Source organism: Streptomyces sp. NBC_00289 (assembly GCF_041435115.1).
Lineage (GTDB): Bacteria > Actinomycetota > Actinomycetes > Streptomycetales > Streptomycetaceae > Streptomyces.
The window spans coordinates 4,401,442-4,415,996 of record NZ_CP108046.1; the positions used below are offsets into that span (position 1 = coordinate 4,401,442).

General features: G+C 71.1%; 11 protein-coding genes. 6 read left to right on the forward strand and 5 right to left on the reverse strand.

Annotated features, from left to right (window positions below; genetic code table 11):
• Nucleotides 1-106: 106 nt before the first annotated feature.
• From OG985_RS19940 to rpsL, 5 genes are all read right to left on the reverse strand, one after another.
• Nucleotides 107-1,318 carry an acyltransferase family protein gene (locus tag OG985_RS19940; RefSeq protein ID WP_371669690.1) on the reverse strand — a complete coding sequence of 404 codons (1,212 nt, stop codon included), beginning with the start codon at nucleotides 1,316-1,318 and terminating at the stop codon, nucleotides 107-109.
• Nucleotides 1,319-1,648: 330 nt separating this feature from the next.
• A complete protein-coding gene (gene tuf, locus OG985_RS19945; protein WP_371669691.1) occupies nucleotides 1,649-2,842 on the reverse strand; it encodes an elongation factor Tu in 1,194 nt (397 codons plus the stop codon).
• A gap of 155 nt (nucleotides 2,843-2,997) precedes the next feature.
• Nucleotides 2,998-5,127: an elongation factor G gene (gene fusA, locus OG985_RS19950; RefSeq protein WP_371669692.1), complete on the reverse strand. Its 2,130-nt coding sequence runs from the start codon at nucleotides 5,125-5,127 to the stop codon at nucleotides 2,998-3,000.
• Nucleotides 5,128-5,166: 39 nt separating this feature from the next.
• Nucleotides 5,167-5,637, reverse strand: coding sequence for a 30S ribosomal protein S7 (gene rpsG, locus OG985_RS19955; RefSeq protein WP_005481264.1), 471 nt, complete (start codon nucleotides 5,635-5,637; stop codon nucleotides 5,167-5,169).
• Between the two features lie 2 nt (nucleotides 5,638-5,639).
• Nucleotides 5,640-6,011 carry a 30S ribosomal protein S12 gene (gene rpsL, locus OG985_RS19960; RefSeq protein WP_003948652.1) on the reverse strand — a complete coding sequence of 124 codons (372 nt, stop codon included), beginning with the start codon at nucleotides 6,009-6,011 and terminating at the stop codon, nucleotides 5,640-5,642.
• A gap of 474 nt (nucleotides 6,012-6,485) precedes the next feature.
• Here rpsL and OG985_RS19965 point away from each other — a divergent pair, with 474 nt between their 5' ends.
• From OG985_RS19965 to OG985_RS19990, 6 genes are all read left to right on the forward strand, one after another.
• Nucleotides 6,486-7,184: a Crp/Fnr family transcriptional regulator gene (locus tag OG985_RS19965; RefSeq protein ID WP_371674440.1), complete on the forward strand. Its 699-nt coding sequence runs from the start codon at nucleotides 6,486-6,488 to the stop codon at nucleotides 7,182-7,184.
• A gap of 172 nt (nucleotides 7,185-7,356) precedes the next feature.
• Nucleotides 7,357-8,514, forward strand: a complete 1,158-nt coding sequence (locus OG985_RS19970; RefSeq protein ID WP_371669693.1) for a hypothetical protein — start codon at nucleotides 7,357-7,359, stop codon at nucleotides 8,512-8,514.
• Nucleotides 8,511-10,667: a hypothetical protein gene (locus tag OG985_RS19975; RefSeq protein ID WP_371669694.1), complete on the forward strand. Its 2,157-nt coding sequence runs from the start codon at nucleotides 8,511-8,513 to the stop codon at nucleotides 10,665-10,667. The genes OG985_RS19970 and OG985_RS19975 overlap by 4 nt, the downstream gene beginning before the upstream one ends.
• 56 nt (nucleotides 10,668-10,723) lie before the next feature.
• On the forward strand, nucleotides 10,724-12,109 hold the full coding sequence (locus tag OG985_RS19980; protein ID WP_371669695.1) for a PE-PGRS family protein: 1,386 nt from the start codon (nucleotides 10,724-10,726) through the stop codon (nucleotides 12,107-12,109).
• Nucleotides 12,106-12,642 carry a Pycsar system effector family protein gene (locus tag OG985_RS19985; RefSeq protein ID WP_371669696.1) on the forward strand — a complete coding sequence of 179 codons (537 nt, stop codon included), beginning with the start codon at nucleotides 12,106-12,108 and terminating at the stop codon, nucleotides 12,640-12,642. The genes OG985_RS19980 and OG985_RS19985 overlap by 4 nt, the downstream gene beginning before the upstream one ends.
• 975 nt (nucleotides 12,643-13,617) lie before the next feature.
• Nucleotides 13,618-14,538 carry a M48 family metalloprotease gene (locus OG985_RS19990; RefSeq protein ID WP_371669697.1) on the forward strand — a complete coding sequence of 307 codons (921 nt, stop codon included), beginning with the start codon at nucleotides 13,618-13,620 and terminating at the stop codon, nucleotides 14,536-14,538.
• The last annotated feature ends 17 nt before the right edge of the window (nucleotides 14,539-14,555 follow it).

The following is a 14,555-nucleotide window of genomic DNA, read 5'->3' on the forward strand; positions in this document are numbered from 1 at the left end:
TATGGGGCAGGGGCCTGGCCAATCGGGCCGGAGACAATACCCCGAAGGTGACGAAGGTCAAACCAAGAGCGGTCGTACGCGCTCTCGGGCGTCGCCCACCGGTCCGCTACCCCGCGTTCCGCAGGCGGGCGAAGGACGTGTCCAGGCCCCGCTTCAGCAGCCTCGCCACCGGCCGCTCCACGAAACGGTGGACCAGCCAGCCCAGGGCCAGGAAGCCGGCGATCACCGTTGCGACCAGCAGCCGGGCGTCCATGGTGTCACGCAGGCGGTTGATCACGGTCGTACCGGCCGCGTAGTGGACGAGATACAGCGGGTAGGTCAGGCTGCCGGCCGTGACCAGCCACTTCCCGCGCACGCGGTCCGTCGCACCCAGCGCGACGGCGACCATGACGAGCAGGAACACGGTGAAGATCAGCACGCTGCCGCGCCAGCCGGAGACGTGTTCGACCTCGTCGATCCGTCGCCCCAGCTCCCGCTGGCCCATCAGCCACGCCATGGCGAGGATGCCCCACAACAGGAGGTCCTGGCCGAACCGGTGCATGAGGTAGAGGGCCAGCCCGGCGATGAAGTACCAGGCTCCGTCAGGGTTCGCGACCAGCTCCAGCAGGGGGAAGCCCGAGACCGGGGCGAGCATGGCGGCGGTGCCCCACACGCAGCAGAAGACGACCACCTTGCGGTACGTCAGGCCGGTGGCGACGACGGCCAGGAAGAGCAGGTAGAAGCGCAGCTCCGACCAGAGGGTCCAGTAGACGCCGTCGACGTTCCGCACCCCTGAGCCGGTCTGCAGCATCGTGAGGTTGAGCAGGACGTCCCGCAGCCTCAGCCGGTCCCACACGCCCGGCAGGGCCACCAGGACGGCCGTGGTGAAGGCCGTGGCGAACCAGTACGCCGGGTAGAGCCGGATGACCCGGGAGACGAAGAACTGGCGCGGGCTTCGGCCCCAGCAGGACATGCAGATCACGAAGCCGCTGATGACGAAGAAGATCTCGACGCCGATCCAGCCGTAGGCGGCGAAGCGGTACACCGTCGGCATGATGTCCGACACCGGCCGGTCCCAGACCAGGTTGTGCGGCTGGTCGACGCGGCGGGTGCCGGCGTAGTGGTGCAGGGCCACCATCAGGGCGGCCATCAGCCGGATGCCGTCGATGGCGTACAGCCGGGGCCGTCGGCGGGGGCTCTGGGGGGCCGCGGTGGCAGGTCCGCCGGCCTGTACCGTCCGCAGTTGCCGTGTCGGCTGGTCGGCGAGCGCGGGGAGCGGCTGCTGGAACCGGCTCACGACCGGCAGGGACGTCGACGATTCGCCGGGCGAGCCACGCATCACGACCAAGCCATCCTCACGACCGAGTTCCGGGCCCCACAGCTGCCGGACAGCTCACGGTACGACCGCCACAACCGGCCCACAGGGAGCAGACAGGCACATTCCGTACGCGGGCCGCTCGGAGTTGCGACACCTCTCGCCCACGCGTCCCGCAGAGTTCCCCGACACTTCACTTGACCCGGAACAGGCGGGCGGGGCACAGGACTTGGGGGACGCGGGCTTCGGGGCGCGGGTCCTCCGGGAACGGCAAAGGGGCCCGTACGACCGAAGTCGTACGGGCCCCTTCAGGAGCTCAGCTCACGCTGGACCCACCAGGTCTGATCGACAAGACTACTTGTTGATCTTGGTGACCTGGCCGGCGCCCACGGTCCGGCCACCCTCACGGATGGCGAACTTCAGGCCCTCTTCCATCGCGACGGGCTGGATGAGCTCAACGGTCATCTCAGTGTTGTCGCCCGGCATGACCATCTCGGTACCCTCGGGGAGGGTCACGACGCCGGTCACGTCGGTCGTACGGAAGTAGAACTGCGGGCGGTAGTTGTTGAAGAACGGCGTGTGACGGCCGCCTTCGTCCTTGGACAGGATGTACGCCTGCGCCTCGAACGAGGTGTGCGGGGTGACCGAGCCGGGCTTGATGATGACCTGGCCGCGCTCGACGTCCTCGCGCTTGATGCCACGAAGCAGCAGACCGACGTTCTCACCGGCCTGGCCCTCGTCGAGCAGCTTGCGGAACATCTCGATGCCGGTGACCGTGGTGGTGGTCTTCTCGGTCTTGATGCCGACGATGTCGACGGTCTCGTTGACCTTGAGGACACCACGCTCGATACGACCGGTGACGACGGTGCCACGACCGGTGATCGTGAAGACGTCCTCGATCGGCATGAGGAACGGCTTGTCGACGTCACGCTCGGGCTGCGGGATGTTCTCGTCGACGGCCTTCATCAGGTCGAGGACGGTCTTGCCCCACTCGGCGTCACCCTCGAGCGCCTTGAGCGCCGAGACCTTGACGACCGGCAGGTCGTCGCCCGGGAACTCGTACTCGGAGAGCAGCTCACGGACCTCGAGCTCGACGAGCTCCAGGATCTCCTCGTCGTCCACCATGTCGGCCTTGTTCAGGGCGACAACGATGTACGGAACGCCGACCTGGCGGGCCAGGAGCACGTGCTCCTTGGTCTGCGGCATCGGGCCGTCCGTGGCGGCGACAACGAGGATGGCGCCGTCCATCTGCGCCGCACCCGTGATCATGTTCTTGATGTAGTCCGCGTGACCGGGGCAGTCGACGTGGGCGTAGTGACGCGTCTCGGTCTGGTACTCGACGTGCGCGATCGAGATGGTGATACCGCGCTGGCGCTCCTCAGGAGCCTTGTCGATCTGGTCGAACGCCGAGGCCTCGTTGATGTCCGGGTACGCGTCGTGCAGCACCTTGGTAATGGCGGCCGTGAGGGTCGTCTTACCGTGGTCGATGTGACCGATGGTGCCGATGTTGACGTGCGGCTTAGTCCGCTCGAACTTCGCCTTCGCCACTGGGGTCCTCCTGGGAGTGGTTCTGGTACGCCTTGCTTCAACGGCGCCAGGTGATCTTTGCTGGAAAGCCCGGGCCCCCGGGCATTCCCCCACGATTGCGGCGGAATGCCCCCTGAGGCTCCGGAGTCAAGCCTAAAGCGTGTGAACGGAGTCCGTTACTCGCCCTTGGCCTTCGCGATGATCTCCTCGGCGACGTTCCGCGGAACCTCGGCGTAGGAGTCGAACTGCATCGAGTAGCTTGCGCGACCCGAGGTCTTGCTGCGGAGGTCTCCGACGTAGCCGAACATCTCCGAGAGGGGCACGAGGCCCTTCACGACGCGGGCACCGGCCCGCTCCTCCATGGCCTGGATCTGGCCACGGCGGGAGTTGATGTCGCCGATGACCTCACCCATGTAGTCCTCGGGCGTGGTGACCTCGACGGCCATCATCGGCTCGAGCAGCACGGGGCTGGCCTTGCGCGCGGCCTCCTTGAAGGCCTGCGAGCCGGCGATCTTGAACGCGAGCTCGGAGGAGTCGACCTCGTGGTAGCCACCGTCGAGAAGCGTGACGCGGACGCCCGTCATCTCGTAGCCCGCGAGGATGCCGAACTGCATGGCCTCCTGCGCACCGGCGTCCACCGAGGGGATGTACTCCCGCGGGATACGGCCACCGGTGACCTTGTTCACGAACTCGTACGCCGGACCGTCGGCCTCGGTGATGGGCTCGATCGCGATCTGCACCTTGGCGAACTGACCGGTACCACCGGTCTGCTTCTTGTGGGTGTAGTCCACGCGCTCGACGGCCTTGCGGATCGTCTCGCGGTAGGCGACCTGCGGCTTACCGACGTTGGCCTCGACCCTGAACTCGCGCTTCATACGGTCGACCAGCACCTCGAGGTGCAGCTCGCCCATACCGCCGAGGATGGTCTGGCCGGTCTCCTCGTCCGAGTGAACGTGGAAGGAGGGGTCCTCCTCCGCGAGACGCTGGATGGCGACACCCAGCTTCTCCTGGTCACCCTTGGACTTGGGCTCGATCGCGACCTGGATGACCGGCGCCGGGAAGTCCATGGACTCCAGGATCACCGGGCTCTTGTCGTCGCAGAGCGTCTCACCGGTCGTGGTCTGCTTCAGACCCATCACGGCGACGATGTCGCCGGCGCCCACCGCCTCGATCTCCTCACGCTTGTTCGCGTGCATGCGGTAGATCTTGCCGATGCGCTCCTTCTTGCCCTTGACGGAGTTCAGCACGGCCGTGCCGGTCTCCAGGCGGCCCGAGTAAACCCGGACGAAGGTGAGCTTGCCCAGGTGCGGGTCGCTCATGATCTTGAACGCCAGCGCGGACAGCGGCTCGTCCACGGACGGCTTGCGCTTGACGACGACCTCGGGGTCCTTGACGTCGTGGCCCTCGATGGCCTCGACGTCGAGCGGGGTCGGCAGGTAGCGCACGACCGCGTCGAGCAGGGGCTGGACGCCCTTGTTCTTGAACGCGGTACCGCAGAACACCGGGGTGACCGTGATGCCGTCGGACTTGCCGGACGCGATGGTGACACGACGGATCGCGGCGTACAGCTGCTCCTCGGTGGGCTCCTGGCCCTCCAGGAACAGCTCCATGATCTCGTCGTCGTTCTCGGCGACGGTCTCGACCAGCTTGCCGCGGTACTCCTCGGCGGCCTCGGCGTGCGTGGCGGGGATGTCGACGACGTCGTACATCTCGCCCTTCGCCGCCTCGGCGGACCACACGAGCGCCTTCATGCGGACCAGGTCCACAACGCCCTTGAAGTCCATCTCGGCACCGATCGGCAGCTGCATGATGATCGGAACGGCACCGAGCCGGTCCTTGATCATGTCCACGCAGCGGTGGAACTCCGCGCCGGTCCGGTCGAGCTTGTTGACGAAGCAGATGCGCGGCACGCCGTAACGGTCGGCCTGACGCCACACCGTCTCGGACTGCGGCTCGACACCGGCGACACCGTCGAACACCGTGACGGCACCGTCGAGGACGCGCAGCGAGCGCTCCACCTCGACGGTGAAGTCGACGTGACCCGGGGTGTCGATGATGTTGATGGTGTAGTCGTTGTCATCGAGCGGCCAGTGACAGGTGGTGGCAGCAGAGGTGATCGTGATGCCACGCTCCTGCTCCTGCTCCATCCAGTCCATGGTGGCGGCGCCGTCGTGGACCTCACCGATCTTGTAGCTGACGCCGGTGTAGAAGAGGATCCGCTCGGTGGTGGTCGTCTTGCCCGCGTCGATGTGGGCCATGATCCCGATGTTGCGGACCCTGGCCAGGTCAAGTGAAGTGGTAGCCATAAGGCTTTCGTCTTCTCTCGGTCTCGATGTGGGTAGCGACTACCAGCGGTAGTGCGCGAAGGCCTTGTTGGACTCGGCCATCTTGTGGGTGTCCTCGCGCTTCTTCACAGCGGCACCGAGGCCGTTGGAGGCGTCGAGAAGCTCGTTGAGCAGACGCTCGGTCATGGTCTTCTCGCGACGGGCGCGGGAGTAACCGACGAGCCAGCGCAGCGCGAGCGTGTTGGCGCGACCGGGCTTGACCTCGATCGGAACCTGGTACGTCGCACCACCGACACGGCGGGACTTGACCTCGAGGGTCGGCTTGATGTTCTCCAGCGCGCGCTTCAGCGTGATGACCGGGTCGTTGCTGGTCTTCTCGCGCAGGCCCTCCATGGCGCCGTACACGATGCGCTCGGCGGTGGAGCGCTTGCCGTTCAGCAGCACCTTGTTGATCAGCGACGTGACAAGAGGAGAACCGTAGACCGGGTCGATGATGACCGGGCGCTTCGGGGCGGGGCCCTTACGAGGCATTCTTACTTCTCCTTCTTGGCGCCGTAGCGGCTGCGGGCCTGCTTGCGGTTCTTGACACCCTGGGTGTCGAGAGAACCGCGGATGATCTTGTAGCGAACACCGGGCAGGTCCTTCACACGGCCGCCGCGCACGAGCACGATGGAGTGCTCCTGCAGGTTGTGTCCCTCACCCGGAATGTAGGCAGTGACCTCGATCCCGCTGGTCAGACGCACACGCGCGACCTTACGCAGGGCCGAGTTCGGCTTCTTCGGGGTGGTCGTGAACACACGCGTGCAGACGCCACGACGCTGGGGCGAACCCTCGAGTGCGGGCGTCTTGTTCTTCTCGACCTTGTCCTGCCGGCCCTTCCGGACCAGCTGCTGGATCGTAGGCACTACTTCTCCGGTTTCTGTGTGCCGAATGGTGAAGCTAACCTGGAACGTCGCCGACCCACGCGGTCGGGTGTGTCGAATGCTGCATACTCCCGCGCAAGGCGAAAAGGGCACAGATTACGGCGGCCGCGCTCGGCCCCGTGTGCGGTTGAAGGCACGCACGAGGGCCAGGGCACACCCCAGGCACAAGGTCTGAGCGTACCTACCTCAACGACTTCGGTCAAAACAACTGCCGTCCGCCCCGACACGCCGGGCTTGTTCCGGTTCCCCATATCTGCTGGTCGGCACTTCCGTGTGAATCCCACCCGTTCGTGTCTCGCCCCCGCCTCCCCTTCAGTACTTTGAGCGATCGCTGACGCGTGGGGGGCGGGGACGATGACAGCCGAAAGCCGGGCCGGCACACCGGGGCCGGGGAACATACCGGATGAGACACCGGGCGGCTTACCGGGGGCGTCGCCGTTCGACCTGCCGGACGGCCTGACGGGGGACGACGGTCTGGACGACCGGGTGCCGTTCCTGGCCCGGCTGGAGCAGGCGGACCGGGCCGCGCTGCTCGCGCTCGGCCGCGAGCTGTCCTTCGCACCGCGGATGGTCCTCCTCCACCAGAGCGAACCCTCCTCGCACGTCCTGTTCATCGTCGCGGGCTGGACCAAGGTGACCGCGGCGGCCGCCAACGGCTACGAGGCCCTGCTGGCGCTGCGCGGCCCCGGCGACATCATCGGCGAGTCCGCCGCGCTGACCGGCCGGACCCGCTCGGCGACCGTGACCGCCCTGGAGGCCGTACGGACCGTGGCCGTACAGCGCGAACGCTTCACGGACTTCCTGAACCGCTCCCCCGCCACCTCCTTCGCCCTCCTCGGCCTCACCTCGGACCGGACGCGCGCCGCCGACCGGCGCCGCCTGGAGTTCGCCTCGATGAGCGTCAGGGAGCGGTTCGCGGCCCTGCTCCTCGACCTCGCCCGCACCCACGGCCGCCGCACCGCCGACGGCGTCGAACTGTCCGTGCCGCTGAGCAAGCAGGAGCTCGCCGGTTCGGTGGGTGCCTCGCGCGAGGCGGTGCAGCGGCTGCTCAAGGAACTGCGCGAGCGCGGAGTGGTGATCACCGGGCGGCGGGCGCTGGTGATCGTCCGGCCCGGCGTCCTGCGCAGGATCGCGCGAGCCGAGGGACCCGAGTGATCCGTGCTCTCGGGGGGCCTTCTGTGCACACCGTCACAGTTCCCGTGGGTCATCCGTCCTCACGGCCCCGGCACCGGCCGCGACACCCTTCCGATCCCGGGGGCGCACCGCCCCCGCGAACCATCGTCCACGCCCCTTCGCCCGCGACCGAAAGGCGACCATGCCCGACCCCGTGAGCCGCACGATCCTCCTGCTCGACATCGAGAAGTACAGCGACCGGGACGACGTCGAGCAGACGTACCTGCGCCGAGTCCTCTACGACATCACCGACCGCGCCCTGGAACACGCCGGCATCGACGAGACGCTGCGCCTGCGGGCCGACCGCGGCGACTCGGTCATGGAGCTGATCGACGCCAACGCCTCCGTGACGGGACTGCTGCGGGCCCTGCTCACCGAGGTCCCGGCGCAGCTGCACGGCTACAACCGAATCGCCTCCAGCTCGGCCCGGATCCGGCTGCGGGGCGTGGTCGCCACCGGGTACGTGGCCGTCGACGAGCACGGCGGCTGGGTCGGCTCGGACCTCAACCACGCCTGCCGTCTCCTCGACGCACACCTGCTGCGGGCGGCGCTGCGCGAACGCGCGTCCGGCTTCGCGCTCTGCGTGTCGGAGGGCGTGCACGCCGGGATCGTCCGCCACGACCACCACGGCGTCCCGGCCGCGGACTTCCACCCCGTCACACTGACCAGCAAGAACGGCCCCCTGACGGCCTGGCTCCACGGCCCGGTCCCCGGCGGGACGGCGGCTTCGGAGGCGGTGACCTCGGGAGGGGCGGCCTCGGAGGCGGGGGCTCGGGGAGGGGCGGCTTCAGAGGCGGCGGCTCCGGAACGGACGGCTCAGGAGGCGGCGCCTTCAGGAGGGGCGGCTTCGGAGACAGCAGCACCGGAACGGGCGGCTCAGGAGGCGGCGCCTTCAGGAGGGGCTGCTTCAGAGGCGGCAGCTCCGGAACGGGCGGCTCAGGAGGCGGCGCCTTCAGGAGGGGCGGTTTCGGAGGCAGCGCCTTCGGAACGGGCGGCGTCAGAAGCGGCGGCTTCGGAAGGGGCAGCCTCGAAGGCGGCGGCTCCGGAACGGGCAGCCTCGAAGGCGGCGGCTCCGGAACGGGCTGTGCCGGCCGCCGCGGCAGAGCCGCCGTCCGTCCCCGCCACGCCGGCCACCGCGGCGAGCCCCGCTCCGGTCCCGCCGCAGGCGCCCGCTCCCGGCCCCGTTTTCAACTTCGGCAGCGGCTCGCCGCGGTTCGGGGGCGGTCTCGTGGCCGGGGATCAACACGGCGTGTCGGGCGGGCAGGTCACCGGGGACGTCCACCTCGGCGGCACGGTGGGTGAGCAGTCGTGACGGCACCCGAGGCCGGGGACGCCGGCCCCGACGACGTATCCCCAGGCGCCGCGCAGCAGCCTCCGCCCCCGCGCCGGGACCCACACCCCGACGCCGGGCCGGACCCGGACGAGGAGCGCACCCAGGAGGCGCGGGCCGCGCAGCGTGAACTGTTCGCGCACACCCCGGACTTCATCCTCGGCGACGGGACGGGTTTCGGCGGCAGCCTGGTCGGCGGCTCCCAGCACGGCGTGTCCGGCGGGCAGGTCGACGGCGACGTCTACCTGGGTGGCAGGACCGAGATCCACCACCACGGCCCGGCGGCCACCGCCCAGGACGCCTCCGGCGAGATACCCCACAAGCGCCTGGAGGCGCTGGCCGAGGTGTTCGCCGAGGGCCCCGCCTTCGCCAGCGCCCTGGAACGGCTGCGCGACGAGCGCGTCCTGGTCCTCTGCGGCGCCCACGCCACCGGCCGCAACGCCGCCGCCGTGATGCTGCTGCACCGGCTGGGCGTGAGCACCGTCCACGCCCTGAGCCCCGAGACCCCGCCGGCCACGCTGAGCGCACAGCTCACCCGGCCCGGCGGGCACGTCCTGCGCGACCTGCCGCTGAGCCGCAACCGCCCGCTGCGCGACACCCACCTGTTCGCGGCCCGCGACCAGCTCAGGAAGGCCGACGGCTACCTCGTCGTCACCGTCGAGAACTCGCCGCACCTGCCCGGCGTCACCCCGTGCCCCTGGGTTCCGCCGGGCGCGCGGGACGTCGTACGGGCGCTGCTGGCCCGGCACCGGCCGGACGACGTCGACGCGTTGCTCGCCCTCGAACCGGTGACCGGTTTCCTCGCCGCCCCTGATCGCCGGCCGGCCGAGGCGGCCGCGTTCGCCGATTCGCTGGCCACGTACGACGGCGGCGCGCAGGCGCTGGCCCGGCTCGCGGATTTCGGGCAGGCCGCGGTGGAGAAGCAGTGCCGTGACTGGCTCAGCGACCCGGCGACCGGCCTTCGGGACAAGGCCTTCCTGCTCTCGCTCGCCGTCTTCGACCAGGCCCCGTACGTCCTCGCGGCCGAGCTCGCCGACAAGCTGTTCGTCCACTTCCAGCGGCTCCAGCATCCCGAACAGCCGTCGGAGATCCCGGTGTTCGGTCCGGCCCCCGAGGACCGGCTCGCGCTCGCCCGGGCCGAGGGCGAACTGCGGGACGAGCAGACGGAATGGGGGGCGGTGCCCCAGTTCATGTCCCGTTTCCGCGACGAACGCACCCCTCGGGTCCTGCTCACCGAGGTGTGGACGGGACATCCCTCGGCCCGCCCGGCACTCGTCGAGTGGCTGCGGCAACTCGCCCGCGACGGACGCCCGTTGGTGCGCACCCGGGCCGCCGCGGCCACCGCGCTGCTCGCCGCCGCCGACCTGCCCTCGACGATGGCGCTCCTGGTCGACGGCTGGGCCAGGTCCCGCGCCTTCGGCCCCCGTGTCACCGCCGCGAACACGCTGACGCTCGCCCTGCTCCTGGACCTGCCCGTCGTCCTGCGGCTGCTCACCCAGTGGTGCTCCGACAGCCATCCGGGCCGCCGCTGGACGGCCATCCGCGCCCTCGGCCTGCTCGCCCCGCTCCGCCCCGACCTCGCCGGGCCCGCGCTCGGCGCGCTCGCCGCCCGCGCCCGGGTGGACGCCAGCAGTCCGGCCGAGTACGCCAACCTCACCGAGTCCGCCGCCCTGTTGCTGTCCGGCGGCCCGGGCCGACGTCGCGCCGAGGTGCTCGCGGAGTTCGTACGGCTGCTGTACCTGGACACCCCGGCGGTCCGCGACCTCGCCCTCGCCGCGTTCGTGCGTGCCTGCGACAACGACGAGGACGGCGGGCTCGTCGGCTGGTACTCCGAGACCGGCATGTACGAGGCCGACGCGGCCCGCGACCTCGCCACCCTGTGGCGCACCGCCCTGAACGGCCACACCCACACGCGCCCGGCCCTCGACGCCCTGCGCGTCTGGGTGTACGTCGCCGGCCGCCGCGCGGACACCGCCCTGGCCCTGGAGTTGCTGCTGCCCGCGCTGGTCGTCACCGCGGACGACCGCAAGCGGCTCGACCACACGCTGCGCACGATGCGCGCCGAGGACGGCGGCCCGCGCCCCGCGCCGGCCGACCGCCTGCTCACCGTCCTGCACCCGGTGACCGCGCGCTGAACCACCTGTCCATGCCCTCAGATCCCGCCCGACCCGCAGACCCCGAGGAGTGTCCCGTGACGGAATTCCGCCGGCCGCCGGAGTGGCAGCAACAGGCCGACCGGCACACCGCGCTGATCGACCCGGTGCTGACCGTGCGCCCCATCTCACGGTTCGACTACACCGCGCGCAGACAGGTCGGCGCGATCGACCACGCCCTGGTCTTCGTGACCGCGAGCGGGTCCTACGACGTCTTCCTGCCGCCGCGCCGGCCGAGCCGGGCGGAGGCCGCGACCCGCCGCTACACCTCCGTCTACGAGGTGGACATGGGCAGTCATCCCGTGCGGCTGGAGCTCGAACTGCCCAGTGACGACGACGCGTTCGCGTTCGGCGTCACCGCCGACCTGACCTGGCGCGTGTCGGATCCGGTCGCGTTCGTGGTGAGCGGCGAGCGTGACGTACCGACCCGGCTGACCCGGGAACTCCAGCAGGCGGCCCGGCCGGTCACCCGGCGCTTCCCCATCGACGACAGCCCCGCCGCCGAGCGGGCCGTCCAGCGAGCGGTGGAGGAGGAGGGCGACTTCGCCGCGGGCACCGGTCTGACCGTGTCGTGCGTGGTGCGGCTGCGCCTGGACGACGACGCGATCGCCCACCGCCGGCGCAGGCGGACCCTCCGCTACGAGTCGGAGATGCTCGACCCCGAGCACGAGTACCGGCTCCGGCAGGCCCGCCTCGAGCACGAGCTGGAGGTGCTGCGCGAGCACCAGTCGCAGGAGCTGATCGCCCAGAAGATCGCCTTCCACCAGCACCACCTCCAGCACGGCGGTGTCGGCGCGTGGGCCTTCCACCTCGCCGCGCACCCCAGGGACACCCGGATGGTGATCCAGACCCTGCAGAAGGACCAGCTCGGCTCGATCCGCAAGGAGCTGGAGGTGATCGCCGGGGACACGCTGGAGGACTTCCAGAAGGCGGAGTCGGCCCGGTCCGTCCTGCGCTCCGTGGACGACCTGCTGCGCGAGCAGACACCCCCGGCCCTGCCGCCGGGCGCGCCGCCGCCCTCGCCGTACGGCGAAGCCCCCCAACCGCCCTACCCCGGGGCGCCGGCCCCGCAGCAGCCGTACGCGCCGGCCCCCCAGCAGCCGTACGTCCCGCAGCAGCCGTACGCGCCCGGCACGCCGTCCTACGCCCCCGGCACGCCGTCCTACGCCCCTGATGGGCCGACAGCTCGCTACGGCGCGCCGCAGGCCCCCTCTCAGGTCCCGTACGACCCGGCGGCACAGGGGTCCGCCGGGTCGTACGAGCAGACGGCACAGGGGCCCACCGGGTCGTACGAGCAGACGCTGTACGCCGTTCCGACGCCTCCCCCGCCGCCCATGCCCCCCGTCACCGACGGACCGGCACCCGCCGTGCCGCCCGCGCCCGGGGGGTACGCGGCGGAGCCACCCGAGGCCGGGTCCGCGTGACCACCCCCGACACCGTGTCCCCCGCTTCCTCCACCTCCGGCACCACCGGGAACCGGACCGCGGAGCGGCTGCTCGCCGAGGTGCGGGGGGAGATCGCCCGCGCCGACACCAAGGCATCCGTGCTGGTGGCGGCCCTGGGCATGACGGCCGGGGTGTTCACCGCGCTGCTGGCCGGCCGGGACTGGTCGCCGGGGCGGCTGTCCGGTCCCGGAGCCGCGGTCTGGTGGGCCGGGGCGGCCGCACTGGCGCTGTCGCTGGTCTCACTGCTGCTGGCGGTGCTGCCCCGCTACCGCACGGACGCGTGGGCCGCCGGACGGCCCCTCTGCTACTTCGGCGACATCCAACAGGCCGTGCGCGAGGGGCGGCTCGCCGAGGCCCTCGCCGACACCGACCGCGACCCGGCCGCCGGTCTGCTCGCCGCCCTCGCCGAGAACAGCGGGATCGCCGCGTCCAAGCACCGCTGGATCCGCGCCGGCCTGATCGCCTTCTGCACCGGCACCCTGCTGCTGCCCACCGCCCCGCTCATCGGCTGACGTCCCCGCCTCGAAGGAGCCACCATGCCCCACCCACCGAACCCGCCCGACCCGGCCCACCCGAGCCCGCCCTACCCGGACACCGCCACCTCGGGGCCCACATACCCGAACCCGCCCTACCCCGACGCCGCCATTCCGAGCCCCACATACCCGACCACCGGCCAGCCCGCCCATCCCCAGGCACCCGCATACCCGGAACCCACGGCAGCACCGACTTCTCAGCAACCGCAGCCGGGGGCGGCCTACTCGGGCGCAGGTACCGCCGCCTCCGGCACAGGGCCGGCCGCCTCCGGAAGAGGCTCGGCCTACCCTGCTTCGAATCCAGCCTCCCCGGGCCAGGGCCCGGCCTACCCCGATGCTGGTCCCAGCCACCCCGGAGCTGATCCGGCGTACCCGGGCGCTGGCCCTGGCCCCGGAGCTGATCCGGCGTACCGAGGCGCTGGTCCCGCCCCCGGAACTGGCCCGGCATACCCCGATGCCGGCCCCAGCTACCCCGGAACTGGTCCGGCATACCCTGACGTCGGCCGCGGCAACCCCGGAGCCGCTCCGACATACCCCGGAGCCGGCCCCAGCCACCCCGGAGCCGCTCCGACACACCCGGGTTCCGGCCCCAGCCACCCCGGAACCGCTCCGACATACCCGGGTTCCGGCCCGACCTCCGCCCCCTCAACTCCGACGTACCCGAGCCCCACGTACCCGGGCACAGGCCCGTCCCACCCGGGCTCCGGCCCCGCGTACCCCGACCCGGGTCAGGCGTACTCCCCGAACCCGACCGCCGGCCCCGTTCACCCCGGCCCGCCCCCGGCCCACGCCACACACCCGACCGCCGGCCCCGCCCACCCCGGCGCAACCACCGCCTCGCCTCCGTACGCGCACCCCGGCGCCGTACCGTCGCCACCCGCTGTCCCCGGTGTCACGCCCGCGCCGCCCCCGCCCGCTGCCGACGACCTCGACTACCGCCACCGTGGCGCCCGCGTGCACGTGGCCGAGCACCAGCGGGGGGCCGACGCCACGGCGGTCGGGCGGCTCGCGGTGCAGTTGCCGGGGGCGCTGGTGAGCCTCGCGCTGGTGAGTTCCCTGGCCCTGGGCCTGTTCGGGAGCGTCGTGGGGACGTTCGTGATCGTGGCCTGGGTCGCCTCCGGGCTGCTCGTCTTCCACCGGCCCACCGAACTGGCCTTCGCCCGGCACGTGCTCAAGCTCCGGCTGCCGACGCCGGACGAGCGGGCCCGGCTGGAACCCGTCTGGCACGAGGTCACCGCCCGCGCCGGCATCGAACGGGGCACCTACGAGCTGATGGTGGAGAACAGCGAGGAGCTGAACGCGGCGGCCGTGGCCGGCCATGTCGTCGGCGTCACCACGTACGCCCTGAACCGGATCCCGAGCAGCAACCTCGCCGCCGTACTCGCCCACGAACTCGGTCACCACACCGGCGGCCACGCCTGGGCCGGACTGCTCGGCTACTGGTACTCCCTGCCCGGCCGGATCGCCTGGGCGGCGACCAGGGCACTGGCGAGGTTCGCGCTCGCCGTGGCCGGCGTGTTCTCCGTGGCGGCGACCGGCTTCCTGATCCTGTTCATGAGCCTGATGGCGGTGGCCGCGTTCTTCGCCGCCTGGTACATCGCCGTCCCGCTGGTCGTCGCCCCCTATCTGCTCGCCTACGCGGGCCGGCGCGGCGAACTGCGCGCCGACCAGCAGGCCGCCGAACTCGGCTTCGCCCGCCAGCTCGCCGAGGTGCTGTACCACTTCCAGACCGAGGAGACGGCGGCCAAGGCGGCCCTCGTCGCCCAGGGACTGCAACTCCGCGAACCCGGCACCCTGGCCAGGCTCCTGTCCACCCACCCCGACCACCAGACCCGCCTGAGCGAACTGGAACCGTTCCTGCGCTTGACCCGCTGAGCCGGGGCCCCGCGTAC

What these genes read in the sequence shown, in the direction of transcription:
- rpsG (WP_005481264.1), bottom strand. Translation starts at nt 5,637, where the DNA reads ATGCCTCGTAAGGGCCCCGCCCCGAAGCGCCCGGTCATCATCGACCCG.
- OG985_RS19940 (WP_371669690.1), bottom strand. Translation starts at nt 1,318, where the DNA reads ATGCGTGGCTCGCCCGGCGAATCGTCGACGTCCCTGCCGGTCGTGAGC.
- fusA (WP_371669692.1), bottom strand. Translation starts at nt 5,127, where the DNA reads ATGGCTACCACTTCACTTGACCTGGCCAGGGTCCGCAACATCGGGATC.